Raw genomic sequence first — 16,103 nt, 5'->3', positions numbered from 1 at the left:
ACAGCTATGAACTATCAACTATGAACCACCAACTTTTACTATTTTGCCCTTTCTATTAACAAACACACATGCTGGAACAACTGGATCTGCTTAACCTGATGGTGCTGGACATTGAGACCGTGCCGCAATACGCCACCCACGATGAACTGCCCGAACACATGCAGAAACTGTGGGATGCCAAGACCCAGTACCAGCGCAAAGAAGAACCCGCCGATACTTTCTACGAGCGTGCCGGCATCTGGGCCGAGTTCGGCAAGATTGTTTGTATTTCCGTGGGGATGTTCACCAAAGAAATGCCTACCGGATTCCGCGTAAAATCATTTGCCGGGCATGACGAGCGCGAGTTACTGGTAAAGTTTGCCATGATGCTGAAAGGCAGACCGGCTAACCTGGTGCTTTGCGCGCACAATGGCAAGGAGTTTGATTTCCCTTACATTTGCCGCCGTATGCTGATACATGGTATTAAGCTGCCTGCTCAGCTGCAAATAGCAGGTAAAAAACCATGGGAGATCAATCATATCGATACCATGGAACTGTGGAAATTCGGCGATTATAAAAGCTATACTTCGCTAAGTTTGTTAACAGCTATATTTGATATCCCCACCCCGAAAGATGATATAGACGGCAGCCAGGTAGGCCACGTATATTGGAACGAGAACCAGCTCGACCGTATTTGTACCTATTGCCAGAAAGATGTGATAGCCACCGCTCAACTGCTGCGCCGATTCCGCGGGCAGGATTTAATAGCCGACGACAGCATAACCATAGTTGCCCCTGATGCTTAAAGTAAATAACCTTAAAGTAGCCTTTAAAAGCCGCGATGGTGTGTTCGAAGCCGTTAAGGGAATCTCCTTTGAATTAAAAAAAGGCGAAACCCTGGGCATCGTGGGCGAATCCGGCTCGGGGAAATCGGTTACCTCGCTGGCGCTGATGCGGCTGCATGATGAAAAGTATACCGGTATCAGCGGCAACATCCTGTTGGATGATACCGACCTGCTGGCCCTGCCCGAAAAGCAGATGCAGCAATGGCGCGGCAATAAGATCGCCATGATCTTCCAGGAGCCGATGACATCGTTAAACCCGGTCATCACTTGTGGCAAACAGGTTACCGAGGCTATACAACTGCACCTTGGTATGGATAAAAAAGCGGCTAAGACGGCGGCCATCGCTTTGTTTAACGAAGTGCAGTTGCCCCGTCCCGAGGCCATTTTTGATAGTTACCCGCACCAGCTATCGGGCGGGCAAAAGCAGCGGGTAATGATAGCCATGGCCTTAAGCTGCAACCCCGAACTGCTGATAGCCGACGAACCCACCACCGCCCTTGATGTAACGGTACAGAAAACCATCATCGAATTATTGCTGAAATTAAAGGCCGAGCGCTGCATGAGCCTTATCTTCATCTCGCACGATCTGGGCGTCATCAGCGAGATAGCCGACCGTGTGGCCGTGATGTATAAAGGCGAGATTGTAGAGCAATGCACCGTTAAGCAGGTGTTTAATAGTCCGCGGCACCCGTATACCAAGGGGCTGCTGGCTTGCCGCCCCTCGCCTGCTTTGCATTTAAGGATATTGCCAACCGTGGCCGATTTTTTAAGTGCAGGTGATAACGCCGACCTGAACGAGATTAGAACCCGTTACACCTACTCCCCTGCCGAAATTGCCGAACGGAAAAAGCAACTCTATATCCAACAGCCACTACTTAGCGTAAATGATTTGAATACGTGGTTCCCCGTTGGCGGAGGCCTGTTTGACAAGAAAAAGCAGGTGGTAAAAGCGGTTAACGGGGTTAGCTTCGATGTTTTCCCCGGCGAAACATTGGGCTTGGCTGGCGAATCGGGCTGCGGCAAAACCACTTTGGGGCGCAGTATTTTGCGTTTGATAGAACCGACTTCGGGACAGATCAGTTTCGAAGGTACCGACCTGCGCCAACTGAACACCACCGCTATGCGCCAGATGCGCCGCGATGTACAGATCATTTTTCAGGACCCCTACTCGGCGCTTAACCCGCGGCTTACCGTGGGTGATTCACTGATGGAACCATTGCAGGTACACCAGCTTTATAACAACAATACCGAGCGTAAACAAAAGGTACTGCAACTGCTGGAACGCGTTAACCTTAACCCCGATCATTTTAACCGCTACCCGCACGAGTTTTCGGGCGGGCAAAGGCAGCGCATTGTGATAGCCCGCGCGCTGGCCCTGCAGCCACGGTTTATCATCTGCGATGAATCTGTTTCGGCGCTTGATGTTTCGGTGCAGGCCCAGGTGCTTAACCTGCTGCGCGAATTGCAGGAAGAACTGAAGCTAACCTACATCTTTATCTCGCACGATCTATCAGTCATCAAGCACATCAGCGACCGCATCATGATCATGAACAAAGGCCAGATAGAAGAGATAGGCGATGCCGATGCTATTTACGATCATCCGCAAAAAGATTATACCAGGCGGTTGATAGCTGCGATACCGGGGAAACAGTAGTAATATGTGTAATATTATTTTGTAACTTTATCGTATGAAAGTAGTTGAAGCTGTAATTGTTGACAAAGATATATTAGGCGGCACCCCTGTTTTTAAAGGGACACGTGTACCTGTTAAAAACTTGTTTGATTACCTTGAAGCCGGCGATTCATTGAACGACTTTCTGAACGACTTCGACTATATACCACGCGATTACTGCCTGGCGGTATTACAAACATCCGAAAAGCTACTTACGGATGCCCACCTGTATGAAAATATTAATTGATGAGCAGTTGCCTGTAAAACTTAAATACAGGTTTATAGATACCGGTTACGAAATACTTACTGTGCGCGATATGGATTGGCTGGGTACTAAGAACGGCAGTCTGCTTGCACTCATGTCGGCCAATAATTTCGATGTATTACTTACCAACGATAAAAACCTTTACTACCAGCAAAAGGTTAGCGACTTAAAGATTTGTATCGTTAACATCAATTCTAAAACCAACCGTTATGAAGATGTTTTTGAATTGATAAACCCTATAAAAAGCAAACTGGCCGAGGTAGAAATTTATCTGCAACATTCAAAAGGCGGCTACTTTATTGTGTAGCACTCCCATCAACTTAAACCCGATTGCAGCGGAAACCCCGGAACGCAGCGTAGCGAAGTGAGGAGTTGTAGCGGAAAGCGGGGCTACAGGTACCGATGAAATGCTAACCGTTCATTTTCAAATATCTGAATCAGGATTTTCAGAATTTAAGAATGAGCAGAATTCTGGAAATTTTAAAATCTTGTAAATTCTGATTCAGACAAACTTTGCGCCCTTTGTGGTTAAATTACCCTTATAGTTAAATTAACCTAACAACCTGTATCTTTGCATTATTATAATACTACCTATGTCTAAAAAGAAACAGAAACATAATTCTTCTATTAAGCAGGTGCTTACGCAAATGGTGCTTGATATTTTTGAGAAGAACGGAAATATACCACAAAACTATAAACAGGTATCGGCCGCGCTGAACGTGCATGACGATGAGGCCCGCAAGGTGATACTGGAGATACTGAAAGATGAGGCCTTTGCCGGCGTGCTGAAAGAGATAAGCCACGGCAAATTTCAACTGGTAGAACTGAAAACCTTTGTTGAAGGTAAGGTTGACCTCACTAACGATGGCTCGGCCTTTATTGTTACCGACGATACCGATGAGAGCGACATTTACGTTGCTCCCCGCAAACTGAAGAACGCCCTGAACGGCGACCGTGTGAAGGTTTATGTTTACGCCAAAAGCAAGGGCAAGCGTAAAGAGGGCGAGGTGATAGAGATCATCAAGCGTGCCAAAACCGAGTTTACCGGCATTGTAAAACTATCGGAGCGGTTTGCCTTTTTTGTGCCGGACGATCGCAAGATGATGCACGACATATTCATCCCCATTGCCGATCTTAACGGTGCAAAGAACGGCATAAAGGCCGTTGCCGAAATAACCGATTGGCCGCCTGAAGCCAAAAACCCTATTGGCCGCATTAAACATATACTGGGCGAGCAGGGCGAGAACGATACCGAAATGAACGCCATTTTGGCCGAGTATGGTTTCCCGCTGTCGTTCCCTAAAGAGGTAGAGGAAGAATCGGAAGCGATACCGGATGTGATCAGCGAAGCCGAGATAGCCCGCCGCCGCGATTTCAGGAACGTGCTGACCATGACCATCGACCCGGTTGATGCTAAGGATTTTGACGATGCCCTGTCGTTCCGCAAGCTGGATAACGGCAATTACGAGGTGGGGGTACATATTGCCGATGTGGCGCACTACATTGTGCCCGATTCGGCCCTGGATAAGGAAGCTTTTGACCGAGGCACATCGGTTTATTTGGTTGACCGCGTGATTCCCATGCTGCCCGAAAGGTTATCGAACGGGCTATGCTCATTGCGGCCAAAAGAAGATAAACTTTGCTTCGCCGCCGTTTTTGAACTGGATGATAATGCAAGGGTGATCAATGAGTGGTACGGCAAAACCGTTATCCACTCCGACCGCCGCTTTGCTTATGAGGAAGTGCAGGAGATAATTGAAGCTAAAGAAGGTGAGTACAGTGAAGAGATACTTACGCTGAACGCTTTGGCTTATAAACTGCGCGATGCCAAGTTTAAGAATGGCGCCATCAGCTTTGAAACTACCGAGGTTAAATTTAAGCTGGACGAAAAAGGCAAGCCCGTTGGCGTTTACGTGAAAGAGCGTAAAGATGCGCATAAACTAATTGAAGACTTTATGCTGCTGGCCAACCGCAAAGTGGCCGAATATGTGAGTAAGCTGGGCAAGGGCAAAAACAAATACACCTTTGTATACCGTGCGCACGATGCGCCCAACCCCGATTCGCTGGGCAATTTCGCGCAGTTTGCGGCACGGTTTGGTTACCGCATCAATATGAAATCGGACAGGGAGATAGCTAAATCGTTAAACTTTTTAATGACGGACGTAGAGGGTAAAAAAGAGCAGAACGTGCTTACCCACCTGGCCATCCGCAGCATGGCGAAGGCTATTTATACCACCAAAAGCAGCAGTCACTACGGTTTGGCTTTTGATCATTACACGCACTTTACCTCGCCCATACGCCGTTATCCCGATGTGATGGTGCACCGCCTGCTATTTCATTATTTAAATGGCGGCCAGAGCGCCAATGCCGAACATTACGAAAAATTGTGCTCGCACAGCTCGGCCATGGAGAAAAAGGCGGCTGATGCCGAACGCGCATCGGTTAAATACAAACAGGCTGAATACCTGAAAGATAACGTGGGCAGCATCTTCAACGGTATCATTTCGGGCGTTACCGAGTGGGGCATGTATGTAGAGATCATTGAAAATAAATGCGAGGGTATGATACGCCTGCGTGATATTGCTGATGATTTTTATACCTTAGACGAGAAAAATTACGCCATCATCGGTCAGCGTAAAAAGAAGGTTTATCAGTTGGGGGATGAGGTGCGCATCAAGGTTAAAAATGTAGACCTTGCTAAAAAACAGATAGATTTTTCTTTGGTGCAGGACCGGTAAGTTATATTGTCAAAACAAAGTGTTAAATAGCGCATACCACAAGGCTGTAATAGCGTTGTGGTAAATGCAGGCGCCAATACTCACCCGGTCGTTGCTTCGCTCGACCACCCTCTCTTCGCCTTCGGCGGAAAGAGGGGATGGGTTATCTGATACTGCTTCTGCCCTCTTTTCGCGCAGCGAAGAGAGGGTCGACCAGCGAAGCGAGGTCGGGGTGAGTCTACGCCGCTTGGATAGGCGTCTTGCAACGACAATTTTTTACACATAAAACTCGTTTAAAACTGATCTTATTTTAATGGATCAGTTTTCTGAATATTGATGAAGACCCTTGATGAACTGCAAAGCCTGATACAACAGGCTGTTGAACAATTAAAATACCCCAGCCAACCGCCCGATCTGTACGAGCCGATAGGCTATATCCTGTCGCTGGGTGGCAAGCGCCTGCGCCCCGCCCTGCTGTTGATGGCCTGCGATATTTTTGGCGGCGACGTTGATAAAGCCGTTAAAGCCGCGCTGGCTATAGAAGTGTTCCACAATTTTACGCTGATGCACGACGACATTATGGACAAAGCGCCCCTGCGCCGCGGCCAGGTGACCGTGCACGAGCGCTGGAACCAGAACGTAGCCATACTGGCCGGCGATGCCATGATGGTAGAGGCCAATAAGCTGATGCTGCAGGTACCCGACCCGATATTGCGCACTGTGATGGATATTTTTAACGATACCGCGACCGGCGTGTGCGAAGGCCAGCAATTTGACATGAGCTTTGAAAGCCGCGACCGTGTTGGCGCCGATGAATACATTAATATGATCCGCCTTAAAACGGCCGTGCTGTTAGGTGGTGCACTAAAGATAGGTGCTTTGATAGGCGGCGCTGATCAAAAGGACGCGGCCTTGCTGTATACCTTTGGCGAACAGTTGGGCATCGCTTTCCAGCTGCAGGATGATATTTTAGACGTTTACGGCGACCCGGATAAGTTTGGCAAACAGGTGGGCGGAGATATTATATCAAACAAAAAAACCTACCTGCTGATAAAAGCGCAGGAACTGGCCACCGGCGAAAACGCTGACGCGCTGAACAACTGGTTAAATGATACCAATGCCGATGCGCAGCAAAAAGTAGCCGGGGTTACCGGTATCTATAATGATCTGCAAATACGCCAGCAAGCTGAGCAGGCCATGCAAACCTACGCCACCGAAGCCTTTAACGCGCTTAATGCCATTAACCTGCCCGACGACCGCAAACAATACCTGCGCGGCTTTGCCGATAGTTTATTGGTGAGAGAATATTAAAACTAAAACCGCTGTGTCCTCTGTGGTTTTTTCTCTGTGATCTTTGTGGTTAAATTTTCACCACAGAGGTTACGGAAGTTTTCACAGAGGACACAGAGGTTTTTGTTTTTTGGATCTTATAGCCCCGCTATCGCGGCTTTCAGTTCGTTTACATCGGCCGATGAACTGGTGGCATCGGCAAATATGCTTTGCGAAGTAGCCTTGCCGCCATAAAAATTGGCATTCGCGCTTTTATCTACCGAGATATTAGAACCATTGATGCTTAGCCCAGCGAACAACCCTTTGCTGCGTGAGTACGAGTACACTTCGGCCTCCAGTTTATAATCGGTACTGGCGGTGCCGCTGCGACCTACCGGGCCTGCTGCTACAGATATATCGCCGCCAATGGTAAAATCGCCGTTCTGCATTTTGGTCAGCACGTCTTTGTGCTTGAATACCAGCACCAAATCAACCGACTGCACGCCGATCTGCAAGCCCAGGCTGCCGCCGGTAAAGGTTACAAATACGGGGTTGCTCCATTTGCCATCGGCCATTTTAACAATAGCTACACCTTTGCCGCGCTTACCGCCAACAGCCAAGCCTGCGTTGATCATATGCGGGATGATGATCATACCATGCGCTTCCTGTATCAGCTGCGATGGGATGCTTTCCTTCATTTTAGAGAAATCGTGGATCACGGTGGTCGACTTTTGGATGCGCTCGGTCTCCTTACCGGCATCTTTGGCCGATACTAATGCGATAAAGCAGGTGAGCAAAGCGGGTAGTATTAAAATTTTTATTGTTTTCATGGGTATGTTTATTTGTGATAGAACGCTGATATTACCGATTAGTTTAAATAATTATCATTTCGAACCCTTGGAGGATGGGTATAGCGGGGCAAGGGTGAGAACTATCTCTTGACCGCAGGGAAAAAATCTGATACATGCGCAAATTACAGCGTATAAGATCTCTCCTCACACCACCACTCAGGTCAGCCCTGGTTCGTTCGAAATGACATGTTGTAGACCACTCTTTCCCATCCGCACATTTGCACATCCGCATATCTGCACATTCAGCTATCTTTGTCCCATGCTTACCCCGCAACAAGTATTTTCCATCGCTGCCGAACAACAATTCGCTGATGTTGCCCTGCAGGTTTTTCGGCACCAGGCGCGGCGTTGCGCTGTTTACCGGCAATTTATTGAAGGTTTGCGGGTAGATGCTGATAGGGTAGATGCTGTATACCAGATCCCTTTTCTGCCGATATCGTTCTTTAAATCGCACCGGGTATTAAGCTCGGATGCGCCGGTTAATATCACTTTCACCAGTTCGGGCACTACAGGGATGATCACCAGCACCCATCACGTTACCGATGTAAGCTGGTACGAGGCAAGTTTCCGCAGGGCGTTCGGATTGTTTTATGGCGATATTAAGGACTATTGCGTACTGGCCCTGCTGCCCGCCTACCTGGAGCGCGAAGGTTCATCACTGATCTACATGGCGCAGGATCTGATCAGCCGATCGCAAAACACAGACAGCGGCTTTTACCTGTATAACCATGCCGAACTATACGATCATTTACAGCGCCAGCAGCAAATGGGCAAACCTACCATACTCATCGGCGTAACCTTTGCCCTACTCGACTTTATTGAACAGTACCCCATTCAATTCCCCGAACTGATCGTGATGGAGACCGGCGGCATGAAAGGCCGCCGCAAAGAAATGATACGCGAAGAACTGCACCGCGACCTGTGCGCGGGTTTTGGTGTAAGCAAGATCCACTCGGAATATGGCATGACCGAACTGCTATCGCAAGCCTATTCCAAGGGCGATGGCATCTTCAACTGCCCGCCCTGGATGCGCATCATCACCCGCGATACCAACGATCCGCTAAGTTTAACCGGCACTAACCGCACCGGCGGTATCAACGTGATCGACCTGGCCAATATCAACTCCTGCAGTTTTATAGCCACCCAAGATCTGGGTAAAGTTTACGCCGATGGATCGTTTGAAGTACTGGGGCGGTTTGATCATTCGGATATCAGGGGGTGTAATTTGTTGGTGGGGTAGTTGCTATGTGGCAATTTAACCACAAAGGACGCAAAGGATTGGCAAGCGGGTCAACACAAAGACCACAAAGGCCTTTTATCAGTCATAAAAGCTTTGTGCCCTTTGTGAAAACTCTTTGTGGACTTTGTGGTTAAATCAACACATTGCCTGATCCACAAAAGAATATTTTTATTTTTGCTAATATCCATCGCATAATATCATGATAGACAAATTTTTAAAAGACGAACAAGACCCCAAAGCCGTTGAAAAGGTATACACCCGTTTGGTTGACCTGCTAACCAGCGGCGAGGAGATATTATACATTGCCACCCAGAAAAAACCACTGGTGAACATCCTGCCCGATTGCATTGCCCTTACCAATAAGCGGGTACTGTTTTTTACCCCGGCCAATTTGGGCCTTTCCATTAAGTTTGTTGATTTTGTTTGGAAAGACATTGTTGACGTGTTCACCAAGGAAGAGATCATTGGGGCCATTTTTAGTGTAAAGACCACCAACGGTGCCGAGATGGGTGTTGATTACCTGCCCAAAGTGCAGGCCCGCAAGCTATACCAATACGCCCAGGAACGCAAAGAAGCCGAACGTGAGGCCCGTCGCCTGCGCGACCTGGAAGATAAACGCGCCGAATCGGGTTCGGTTAGTATCGATAAAGCGCAGCAGGTAGCTTTTCAACCTATCAATGTTCCGCCGCCTGCGCCCGAGCCGGTAGTACCGCCAGCACCCGTTATTGAGACAAAACCAGATGTGCTGACCGAGAAATTGAAGAAGCTGAAAACGCTGTTCGATAACGGCTTGATATCGCAGGAAGAATATAACCAGAAGAAAATGGAGTTACTGAGCGATTTGTAAAGTTCGCCGCTCCATCCCCAAAATTTGTCATTGCGAGGAGCTTGCGGTGGGTATAAGCGAAAGGGCGACGTGGCAATCTCGTAGTTCGCAAATCAAACTACGAGATTGCCACGCTATCGCTCGCAATGACAAATTTATTAACGCCGCTCCTACTTCCCTTCCGGCAACTCTATCGGGTTATTAACCACCTTGGTAAGCGGCCCGGTATACCCTTTCACATTAATAGAGGCTATCTTCGACGGATCTACCATATCCATACCATTGCTACCACGCTTAGCCTGTCCCGAACCGTGCGATGCCTTCATAAAGCCCGAAGGGTCTTTGGCGCGGGCTTCTTTTAGTTTGGCCATATTCTCCGGGCTTGTCCTGATATCATCGGCAGGTGGGGCTATGGTTTGGTTGCTGGCGCGGATATCCTCAAAACCTTCAAACTTAAATATCACCTCCTTTTTCGCGTCGCTGGCTTCCAGTATCAACCCGGGCAGGCCGTTCAATTTCCATGGACCGGTTTGAAAAGGCAGATCTGCGCAAAACCAGGCGGTATAGTCGCGGCCCTTAAAATGGGCGGTGGCCATTTGGCATTGCAGGCCGCTGATGCTCATGGTATCTTTTTTTATCTGCCATTTAATAGCTGGCAATGGCTCCTCTACCAGGTAATAGTTTACTACCGTTTCTTCGGTGTAAAGCTTTTTCTCTTTAGGGTATTGGTAATATTCTTCGGCTTGTGTAGGGGGGCCACCTTGTATGGTTAGCGTAAGGGCGTTCGGGTTCGATGCGTTTTTTACCTGGTTCATCACATCGGCTACCATTTTTTGCTCGGCAAGTTGCTTATCCAGGCTTTTATAAACGCTGGCATCACGGCCAACCAGCAAGGCCAGTCTTTCTGTATAGGGTTTATCCCGGTGCAAGGTATCCCGCACATGGCTGAAGTTATAAACCGCTTTGCCAATAGCAGGCTCGGGCTTTTGGGCTGATGCCGTAAAACAAATAATTGCAGCAATAATAGTTAACAGGTATTTCATAAAGTAGGATATTAGTTGAGGTAAAGCTACAGATATTAATTCAAACTACGATTATTTCGTAGTAACAAATCGGTGATTTATCCCGCGAGGGATTGGAGGAAAAGCCCGGAGCCGAAAGGTGTTTGTGTGTTGGATTGGCGAGGACTTGTACGGAAAGCCCGGGCCGCAGGCAACGCCATAGCTGTCTGAACCGTTGATTTTTTATGATTATTCTGATTACGCTGATTCTTCTCCCCCCGCAAACCTTTCGTCTTTTACCTTTCGTCTTTCAACTCAAAAAACGGCAACTCCTGTATAAAAGCATACCGTTCGTTCACAAAATCAATACGGCAATAGTAATGTTGCAGGCCATTGGTAACGGCCAGCAAGGGGACCTTGTGCACCATGTTGTACCGGGCAATCTGATCGAACACGGCCTGGGTAATATTAACAGATGGGGCTTTACATTCTACCAGTAACACCTTTTCGCCACGGGCATTGCGCACCAAAATATCGGTGCGGCGGGCCATGCCGTGCAATTTCAAGCCACCCTCAAGACCGATCAGTGTTTTTGGGTAGCTTTTATAGCCGATAAGGTATTGCACAAAATGCTGCCGCACCCATTCTTCGGGGGTAATGATGATGCTCTTCTTCCGCAATTCATCAAACAGGGTATACTGGCCGTCATGCTCGGTTATTTTAAAAGGGTATGGCGGTAAATTAAGCGGTTGCAGCACATCCATGGGCGCTAAAATTAGGAATATCTCGGGGAAATAGGGAATGATCCTGAAAAGCAAAGGCAGTAAGCCTTGCCTGCTCTCTCCAGTGCGGCAATCTCATAGTACGTAAATCAAGCTATAAGATTGCCACGTCGCCCCATCACCACCGCCCACATAATATTCTTCCATATCACATCAACCGTGGCAAAACCGGCTGTTTCCAGTTCTTTCAGATGCCAAAGTACGGGGGTATGATAATCGTGCGCGTCCTGGTGGGCCATCCATAGCTGCCAGTCGGCTTCGGTCGATCCCAGTTTCAGGGCCTCTTCCTTCCAGCGGGCAATGTGTTTTTGATAAATTTCGTCGGTAGCGCCGCGGGTTTGATCGGCAAAAACAAATACACCGCCCGGCCTTAGCATTTGGTACAGCTTGCTATACAGCGCGGCTTTCTGTTTATCGGGGATATGATGAATGGCGATGCTGGAAATAACCAGGTCGAAGCTCTCATCACTAAAATCCAGGTTACTAAAATCCTGTTGATGATAATGGATATTAGTATTATCCTTAAACCGTTCGCGGCATTCGTTCAGAATATCGGCCGAAAGATCGAGCGCGTGGATCTCTGCCTGCGGGAAATGCTGCAGGGCCGCTGCTGTTAAATTTCCGGTACCACAACCTAAGTCCAATATCCTTGCCGGGTGCAGATCATCGGGCACGTAATAAAACAGGTTATAAAATATTTCATCGTACCGCGGTACGCAGCGACTGATCAGTTCGGTATAGCGCGAACTTAACTGATCGTAAAAATCTTCAACGGATTGCATTTTTAAAGTTAAGTAATGTTGTCCATAGTCCATAGACCATGGTCCATAGTTAGAAGATCGTTTTTCTGCTATGGTCTATGGTCCATCGTCTATGGACTAAACAAAAAATTCCCTATCTTCACCGCCCGAAATCATTGGGGAACATGAAATTATTAGAAGGAAAGACCGCGCTGATCACCGGCGCATCAAAAGGCATAGGCCGCAAAATAGCTGAGAAATTTGCCGAGCACGGTGCCAACGTGGCATTCACCTACTTGTCGTCGGTTGAAAAAGGCCAGGCTTTAGAACAGGAATTGCAGTCGTTTGGTACCAAAGTAAAAGGCTACCGCTCCGACGCTTCGAAGTTTGACGAGGCCGAAAAACTGATCGCCGATATTATAACCGATTTCGGTACGCTGAACATTGTGGTGAACAATGCCGGCATCACCAAAGACGGCCTGCTGATGCGCATGACCGAAGACCAATGGGATGAAGTGCTGGATGTGAACCTGAAATCGATATTCAACGTAACCAAGGCCGCCTCTAAAATTATGATGAAAAACCGTAATGGCGTGTTCATTAATATGAGTTCGGTAGTGGGTGTGCAGGGCAATGCCGGGCAGGCCAATTACGCTGCTTCAAAGGCGGGCATTATCGGTTTCTCTAAATCGGTAGCTAAAGAGTTGGGCTCGCGCAATATCCGCACCAACGTGGTAGCCCCGGGTTTCATTAAAACCGAAATGACCGACGTGCTCGACCCTAAAGTGGTAGAAGGCTGGGAGGCCGGTATCCCGCTTAAACGTGGCGGCGAGCCTGAAGACGTAGCCAACTGCTGCGTGTTCCTGGCATCGGATATGGCAACTTACATCACCGGGCAGGTAATACCTGTTGATGGCGGGATGTTGTAGGTTGGTCCGAAAGACGGAAAAGTCGGCAAGTCCGAAAGATATATGTAGAGGCCGTATCATAAATCAAATGATGCGGTCTTTATTTTTTTAGCCTAATAGCTGAATTTGGTATTGAGTTTCTATGGAATTTTTTGAGGGGGAGGGGGTAGCTTTCTTGGGCGAACCTGAGTGGTAAAACGACTCATTTAAGCCGCTTTTTTCCTTAGATTTTGTGCGATTGCAACTAAACCCCATTCTATTTCTACTTTTTCCTTGCCGCGGAGCATAAACCGTTTAAAGCCATGGTTCTGCTTAATATTACCAAATACAGGTTCTACATCAAAGCAGCGTTTCTTTCGCCGTTGTATGCCTTCTTCACTGTTTAACAGCTCGTGCGCCTTTTGTTTCAGGCGGTTCAGGTTTTCATTGATTTCAATGATCCGATTCCCTTTTGATTTATGGCAAATACCGTTCAGCGGACAGTTAGCGCAGTTAACTGCCTGGTATCTTTTTACCGTTTGTTCAAACTCCGTGCTTGTTTTTCTTTTACTTGTTCCGATGAAATTCATTTGCTGGCCCATCGGGCAGATGTAACAATCTTTCTCCTGGTTGTAAAAAAGCTTATTTGCTGCAAAAGGGTGCTTGTTGTTGTGATTCTCATTTTGTTCCTTATCGAACATCCCATACTTTACAAAGGCGATTGTTCCTTTTTGTTCCAACCGCGTGTAGTTCTCCTCGGAGCCATATCCGGCATCGGCTGTAAGCACTTGCGGTGCTTTGCCAAAGCTGACTTCATGCTGCGCTAAATGAGCACTTAATGTATTGGTGTCTGTGGTGTTGGAGTGAATGGTGTAATTGACAATGAACTGGTTGGATGTGGATATCTGAACATTATACCCCGGTTTTAACTGGCCGTTTTTCATGTGGTCTTCCTTCATCCGCATGAATGTGGCATCCGTATCGGTCTTGGAATAGCTGTTGCGTTCACCCAGCAGAGCTTCCTGCTGCTCATAGCGGGCAATGGCCTGCGGGTAATGTTTGCTGATATACCGCAGCTTGCTTTTGACCTGTTTGGAAACATCCTCACGCGAGGAAAGCTTCTCATTGAGTTTATCTACTGCGGCATTGACCTTTTCACTGTCAATAACAGTAAAGTCAGGCGGATCAGGCAGCCTGTCTTCTTCTTTTGCTACGCTTTGGGCATAGTCCCATATCTCTGACAGCTGCTTTTTCATCTTTTCCTTATTGGTCTGAATCGCTTTCTTCCAGACAAAGGTATACCGGTTTGCATTCGCCTCTATCTTTGTCCCGTCCGTATTCACTTCTTCAATACTGAGCAGGCCTTCCTCTGCCAAAAGTTTCACCACATCTTCGAACACATCACGCAGCGCATGCTTCAAACGTACGCCCCGGAAACGGTTGATCGTATTATGATCAGGATAGTTCATCGAACTCAGCCACATCAGGTAAACGCTTTCCCGGCAGGCTGCTGCCAGCTTTCGGCTGGAGTAGGTGTTGGTTACATACCCATATACCAGCACCTTTAACAACATTTGCGGGTGATAGCTTGAACTCCCGCGGATATGATAAGCTTTCAGCAATGGTTCCAGATAGAGCCTGTCGATCACATCGTTAACTACACGCACCGGGTGCGATGCCGGAACTAATTCGTCAAGTGTCGGAGGAATAGCCATCAACTGCCGTTGCTGGTAGGGCTTGAATACAGGTCTTTTAGAGGACATACTACGCTACTTTCGATACATAAATATATGAAAATCAGATTATTATATCAACTAAATACCCCTCTTTATTCCAATAAATTATGCACAAATAAAAAAGAGGCCATACCATGATTTATGATACAGCCTCTTTCTGTTTTATATTGTAGCATCGATTTAAACCTATGCGGCAATTGCTTTTTTGTTTGATGTTTCTATTTCCGGTTTTGGCTTTGGGGCAACGGAAATTACCACCGCCACTTCCTGGCCCGCCTACTAAAGCAGATGATGAATGTGCTGATAAAGCAAACCAGTGCTTAAATAGTCATAAATACAATGCGAGGCAAAGGCTTGCTTTTTACCCTTTTAATATTGCATGTAAAATAAGGTTGATATCTTTCGAATATAACAACGACCCCAGAAGTGTAATAATAGGGGAAAAAGCTATACCAGAGAATAATACAAATCAAGAACCAATTATTACACCTGTAAAATCCGGAGAGTTTGCAATTGATTACAGCCGGATAATAGAATTTAAAGATTTATCGCAAAAAGCGATTGACGAATTAACCGATATATTCTTTAATGTTGGCTTTACACCCATAAAATGCAATGTTTATATTGGCAGTACCGGCGCGAAATGTTATGAGCCGCGCAATGCTATTTTGTTTATCGACAAGAATGGTAAAACAGTACAATATGTTGAGTTATGTTTTGGTTGTCAACGCTATTATTTAAGTTCTTCAAAAATTAAGAATACGGCTTATTGTGAACAGAAATTTAATATGATACGCACGTTTTTTGCATCAGAAGGGGTGGTGTATGGTACCAATAAAGAAAGATAATATGCGCTTTATATTTTTCTTACCAGCTTGTTTCATCTTCATAGCCAACATGGCAATAGCGCAAGATAAATGCGTAAAAGAGCAAGACAGCATACTACATAAGCTGGTATATAAATACACCGATATACCGCCATCAACAGTTGGTGGGATGGAAAAATTAGGTAGAACTTTAACTAAAAATTTCAAATATCCGCCCGGAGATGCGGACTATGCAGGTCGGGTAATCGTTGCATTTGTAGTTGAACCAAACGGAAAGATTGATGGGTTAAGAACGATTAAAGACCCATCGGGCAACAAACTAATATTTGCTAAACAACTATATAAAATTGCAGCCATGCTGAAATGGAAACCGGGTACCTGTAACGGAAAAAAGGTTCCCGCTATGTTCTTCTTACCTGCTAATATCGACATAGCTGAACAATGATGTAACATAACTGATATATCA

Annotated in this window: 16 protein-coding genes; 11 read left to right on the top strand and 5 right to left on the bottom strand. The window is 46.9% G+C overall.

Features of this window, described 5'->3' with window-relative positions:
- The first annotated feature begins 68 nt into the window (after positions 1-68).
- The 6 genes from HQ865_RS02510 to HQ865_RS02485 all read left to right on the top strand — a co-directional run bounded on the left by HQ865_RS02510 (position 69) and on the right by HQ865_RS02485 (position 6,789).
- On the top strand, positions 69-785 hold the full coding sequence (locus HQ865_RS02510; RefSeq protein ID WP_173413375.1) for a 3'-5' exonuclease: 717 nt from the start codon (positions 69-71) through the stop codon (positions 783-785).
- Positions 778-2,478 (top strand): ABC transporter ATP-binding protein, encoded by a 1,701-nt coding sequence (locus HQ865_RS02505; RefSeq protein WP_173413374.1) that lies wholly within the window; start codon positions 778-780, stop codon positions 2,476-2,478. Before HQ865_RS02510 ends, HQ865_RS02505 begins: the two co-directional genes overlap by 8 nt.
- Before the next feature lie 34 nt (positions 2,479-2,512).
- Entirely contained in the window at positions 2,513-2,743 is a 231-nt protein-coding gene (locus tag HQ865_RS02500; RefSeq protein ID WP_173413373.1) for a DUF433 domain-containing protein, read from the top strand.
- Entirely contained in the window at positions 2,727-3,068 is a 342-nt protein-coding gene (locus HQ865_RS02495; RefSeq protein ID WP_173413372.1) for a DUF5615 family PIN-like protein, read from the top strand. The genes HQ865_RS02500 and HQ865_RS02495 overlap by 17 nt, the downstream gene beginning before the upstream one ends.
- Before the next feature lie 286 nt (positions 3,069-3,354).
- On the top strand, positions 3,355-5,499 hold the full coding sequence (gene rnr, locus HQ865_RS02490) for a ribonuclease R (protein ID WP_173413371.1): 2,145 nt from the start codon (positions 3,355-3,357) through the stop codon (positions 5,497-5,499).
- 315 nt (positions 5,500-5,814) lie between these two features.
- On the top strand, positions 5,815-6,789 hold the full coding sequence (locus tag HQ865_RS02485) for a polyprenyl synthetase family protein (RefSeq protein ID WP_173413370.1): 975 nt from the start codon (positions 5,815-5,817) through the stop codon (positions 6,787-6,789).
- A 116-nt stretch (positions 6,790-6,905) separates the two neighbouring features.
- Here HQ865_RS02485 and HQ865_RS02480 read toward each other — a convergent pair whose 3' ends face one another.
- Positions 6,906-7,577: a lipid-binding SYLF domain-containing protein gene (locus tag HQ865_RS02480; protein WP_173413369.1), complete on the bottom strand. Its 672-nt coding sequence runs from the start codon at positions 7,575-7,577 to the stop codon at positions 6,906-6,908.
- A 280-nt stretch (positions 7,578-7,857) separates the two neighbouring features.
- On the opposite strand from HQ865_RS02480, the gene HQ865_RS02475 reads away from it, so the two are divergent.
- A complete protein-coding gene (locus tag HQ865_RS02475; protein ID WP_173413368.1) occupies positions 7,858-8,838 on the top strand; it encodes a LuxE/PaaK family acyltransferase in 981 nt (326 codons plus the stop codon).
- Between the two features lie 199 nt (positions 8,839-9,037).
- Complete coding sequence (locus tag HQ865_RS02470) at positions 9,038-9,685, top strand: PH domain-containing protein (protein ID WP_173413367.1); 648 nt, start codon at positions 9,038-9,040, stop codon at positions 9,683-9,685.
- A gap of 149 nt (positions 9,686-9,834) precedes the next feature.
- On the opposite strand, the gene HQ865_RS02465 is transcribed toward HQ865_RS02470, so the two are convergent.
- The 3 genes from HQ865_RS02465 to HQ865_RS02455 all read right to left on the bottom strand — a co-directional run bounded on the left by HQ865_RS02465 (position 9,835) and on the right by HQ865_RS02455 (position 12,229).
- Positions 9,835-10,707 carry a GLPGLI family protein gene (locus HQ865_RS02465; protein WP_173413366.1) on the bottom strand — a complete coding sequence of 291 codons (873 nt, stop codon included), beginning with the start codon at positions 10,705-10,707 and terminating at the stop codon, positions 9,835-9,837.
- Positions 10,708-10,961: 254 nt separating this feature from the next.
- A complete protein-coding gene (locus tag HQ865_RS02460) occupies positions 10,962-11,429 on the bottom strand; it encodes a type I restriction enzyme HsdR N-terminal domain-containing protein (protein WP_173413365.1) in 468 nt (155 codons plus the stop codon).
- A 107-nt stretch (positions 11,430-11,536) separates the two neighbouring features.
- A complete protein-coding gene (locus HQ865_RS02455) occupies positions 11,537-12,229 on the bottom strand; it encodes a class I SAM-dependent methyltransferase (protein ID WP_173413364.1) in 693 nt (230 codons plus the stop codon).
- A gap of 143 nt (positions 12,230-12,372) precedes the next feature.
- Here HQ865_RS02455 and fabG point away from each other — a divergent pair, with 143 nt between their 5' ends.
- A complete protein-coding gene (gene fabG, locus HQ865_RS02450; protein ID WP_173413363.1) occupies positions 12,373-13,116 on the top strand; it encodes a 3-oxoacyl-[acyl-carrier-protein] reductase in 744 nt (247 codons plus the stop codon).
- A 185-nt stretch (positions 13,117-13,301) separates the two neighbouring features.
- Here the strand turns inward: fabG and HQ865_RS02445 are convergent, their stop codons facing one another.
- Positions 13,302-14,837, bottom strand: coding sequence for an IS1182 family transposase (locus HQ865_RS02445; protein ID WP_173412997.1), 1,536 nt, complete (start codon positions 14,835-14,837; stop codon positions 13,302-13,304).
- Between the two features lie 161 nt (positions 14,838-14,998).
- Here HQ865_RS02445 and HQ865_RS02440 point away from each other — a divergent pair, with 161 nt between their 5' ends.
- Together HQ865_RS02440 and HQ865_RS02435 are read left to right on the top strand one after the other, a co-directional pair.
- Complete coding sequence (locus HQ865_RS02440; protein WP_173413362.1) at positions 14,999-15,658, top strand: hypothetical protein; 660 nt, start codon at positions 14,999-15,001, stop codon at positions 15,656-15,658.
- Positions 15,659-15,707: 49 nt separating this feature from the next.
- A complete protein-coding gene (locus HQ865_RS02435; protein ID WP_173413361.1) occupies positions 15,708-16,082 on the top strand; it encodes an energy transducer TonB in 375 nt (124 codons plus the stop codon).
- The last annotated feature ends 21 nt before the right edge of the window (positions 16,083-16,103 follow it).

This window comes from Mucilaginibacter mali, from assembly GCF_013283875.1.
GTDB lineage: Bacteria > Bacteroidota > Bacteroidia > Sphingobacteriales > Sphingobacteriaceae > Mucilaginibacter > Mucilaginibacter mali.
This window is presented reverse-complemented; position numbering and strand designations above follow the sequence as displayed.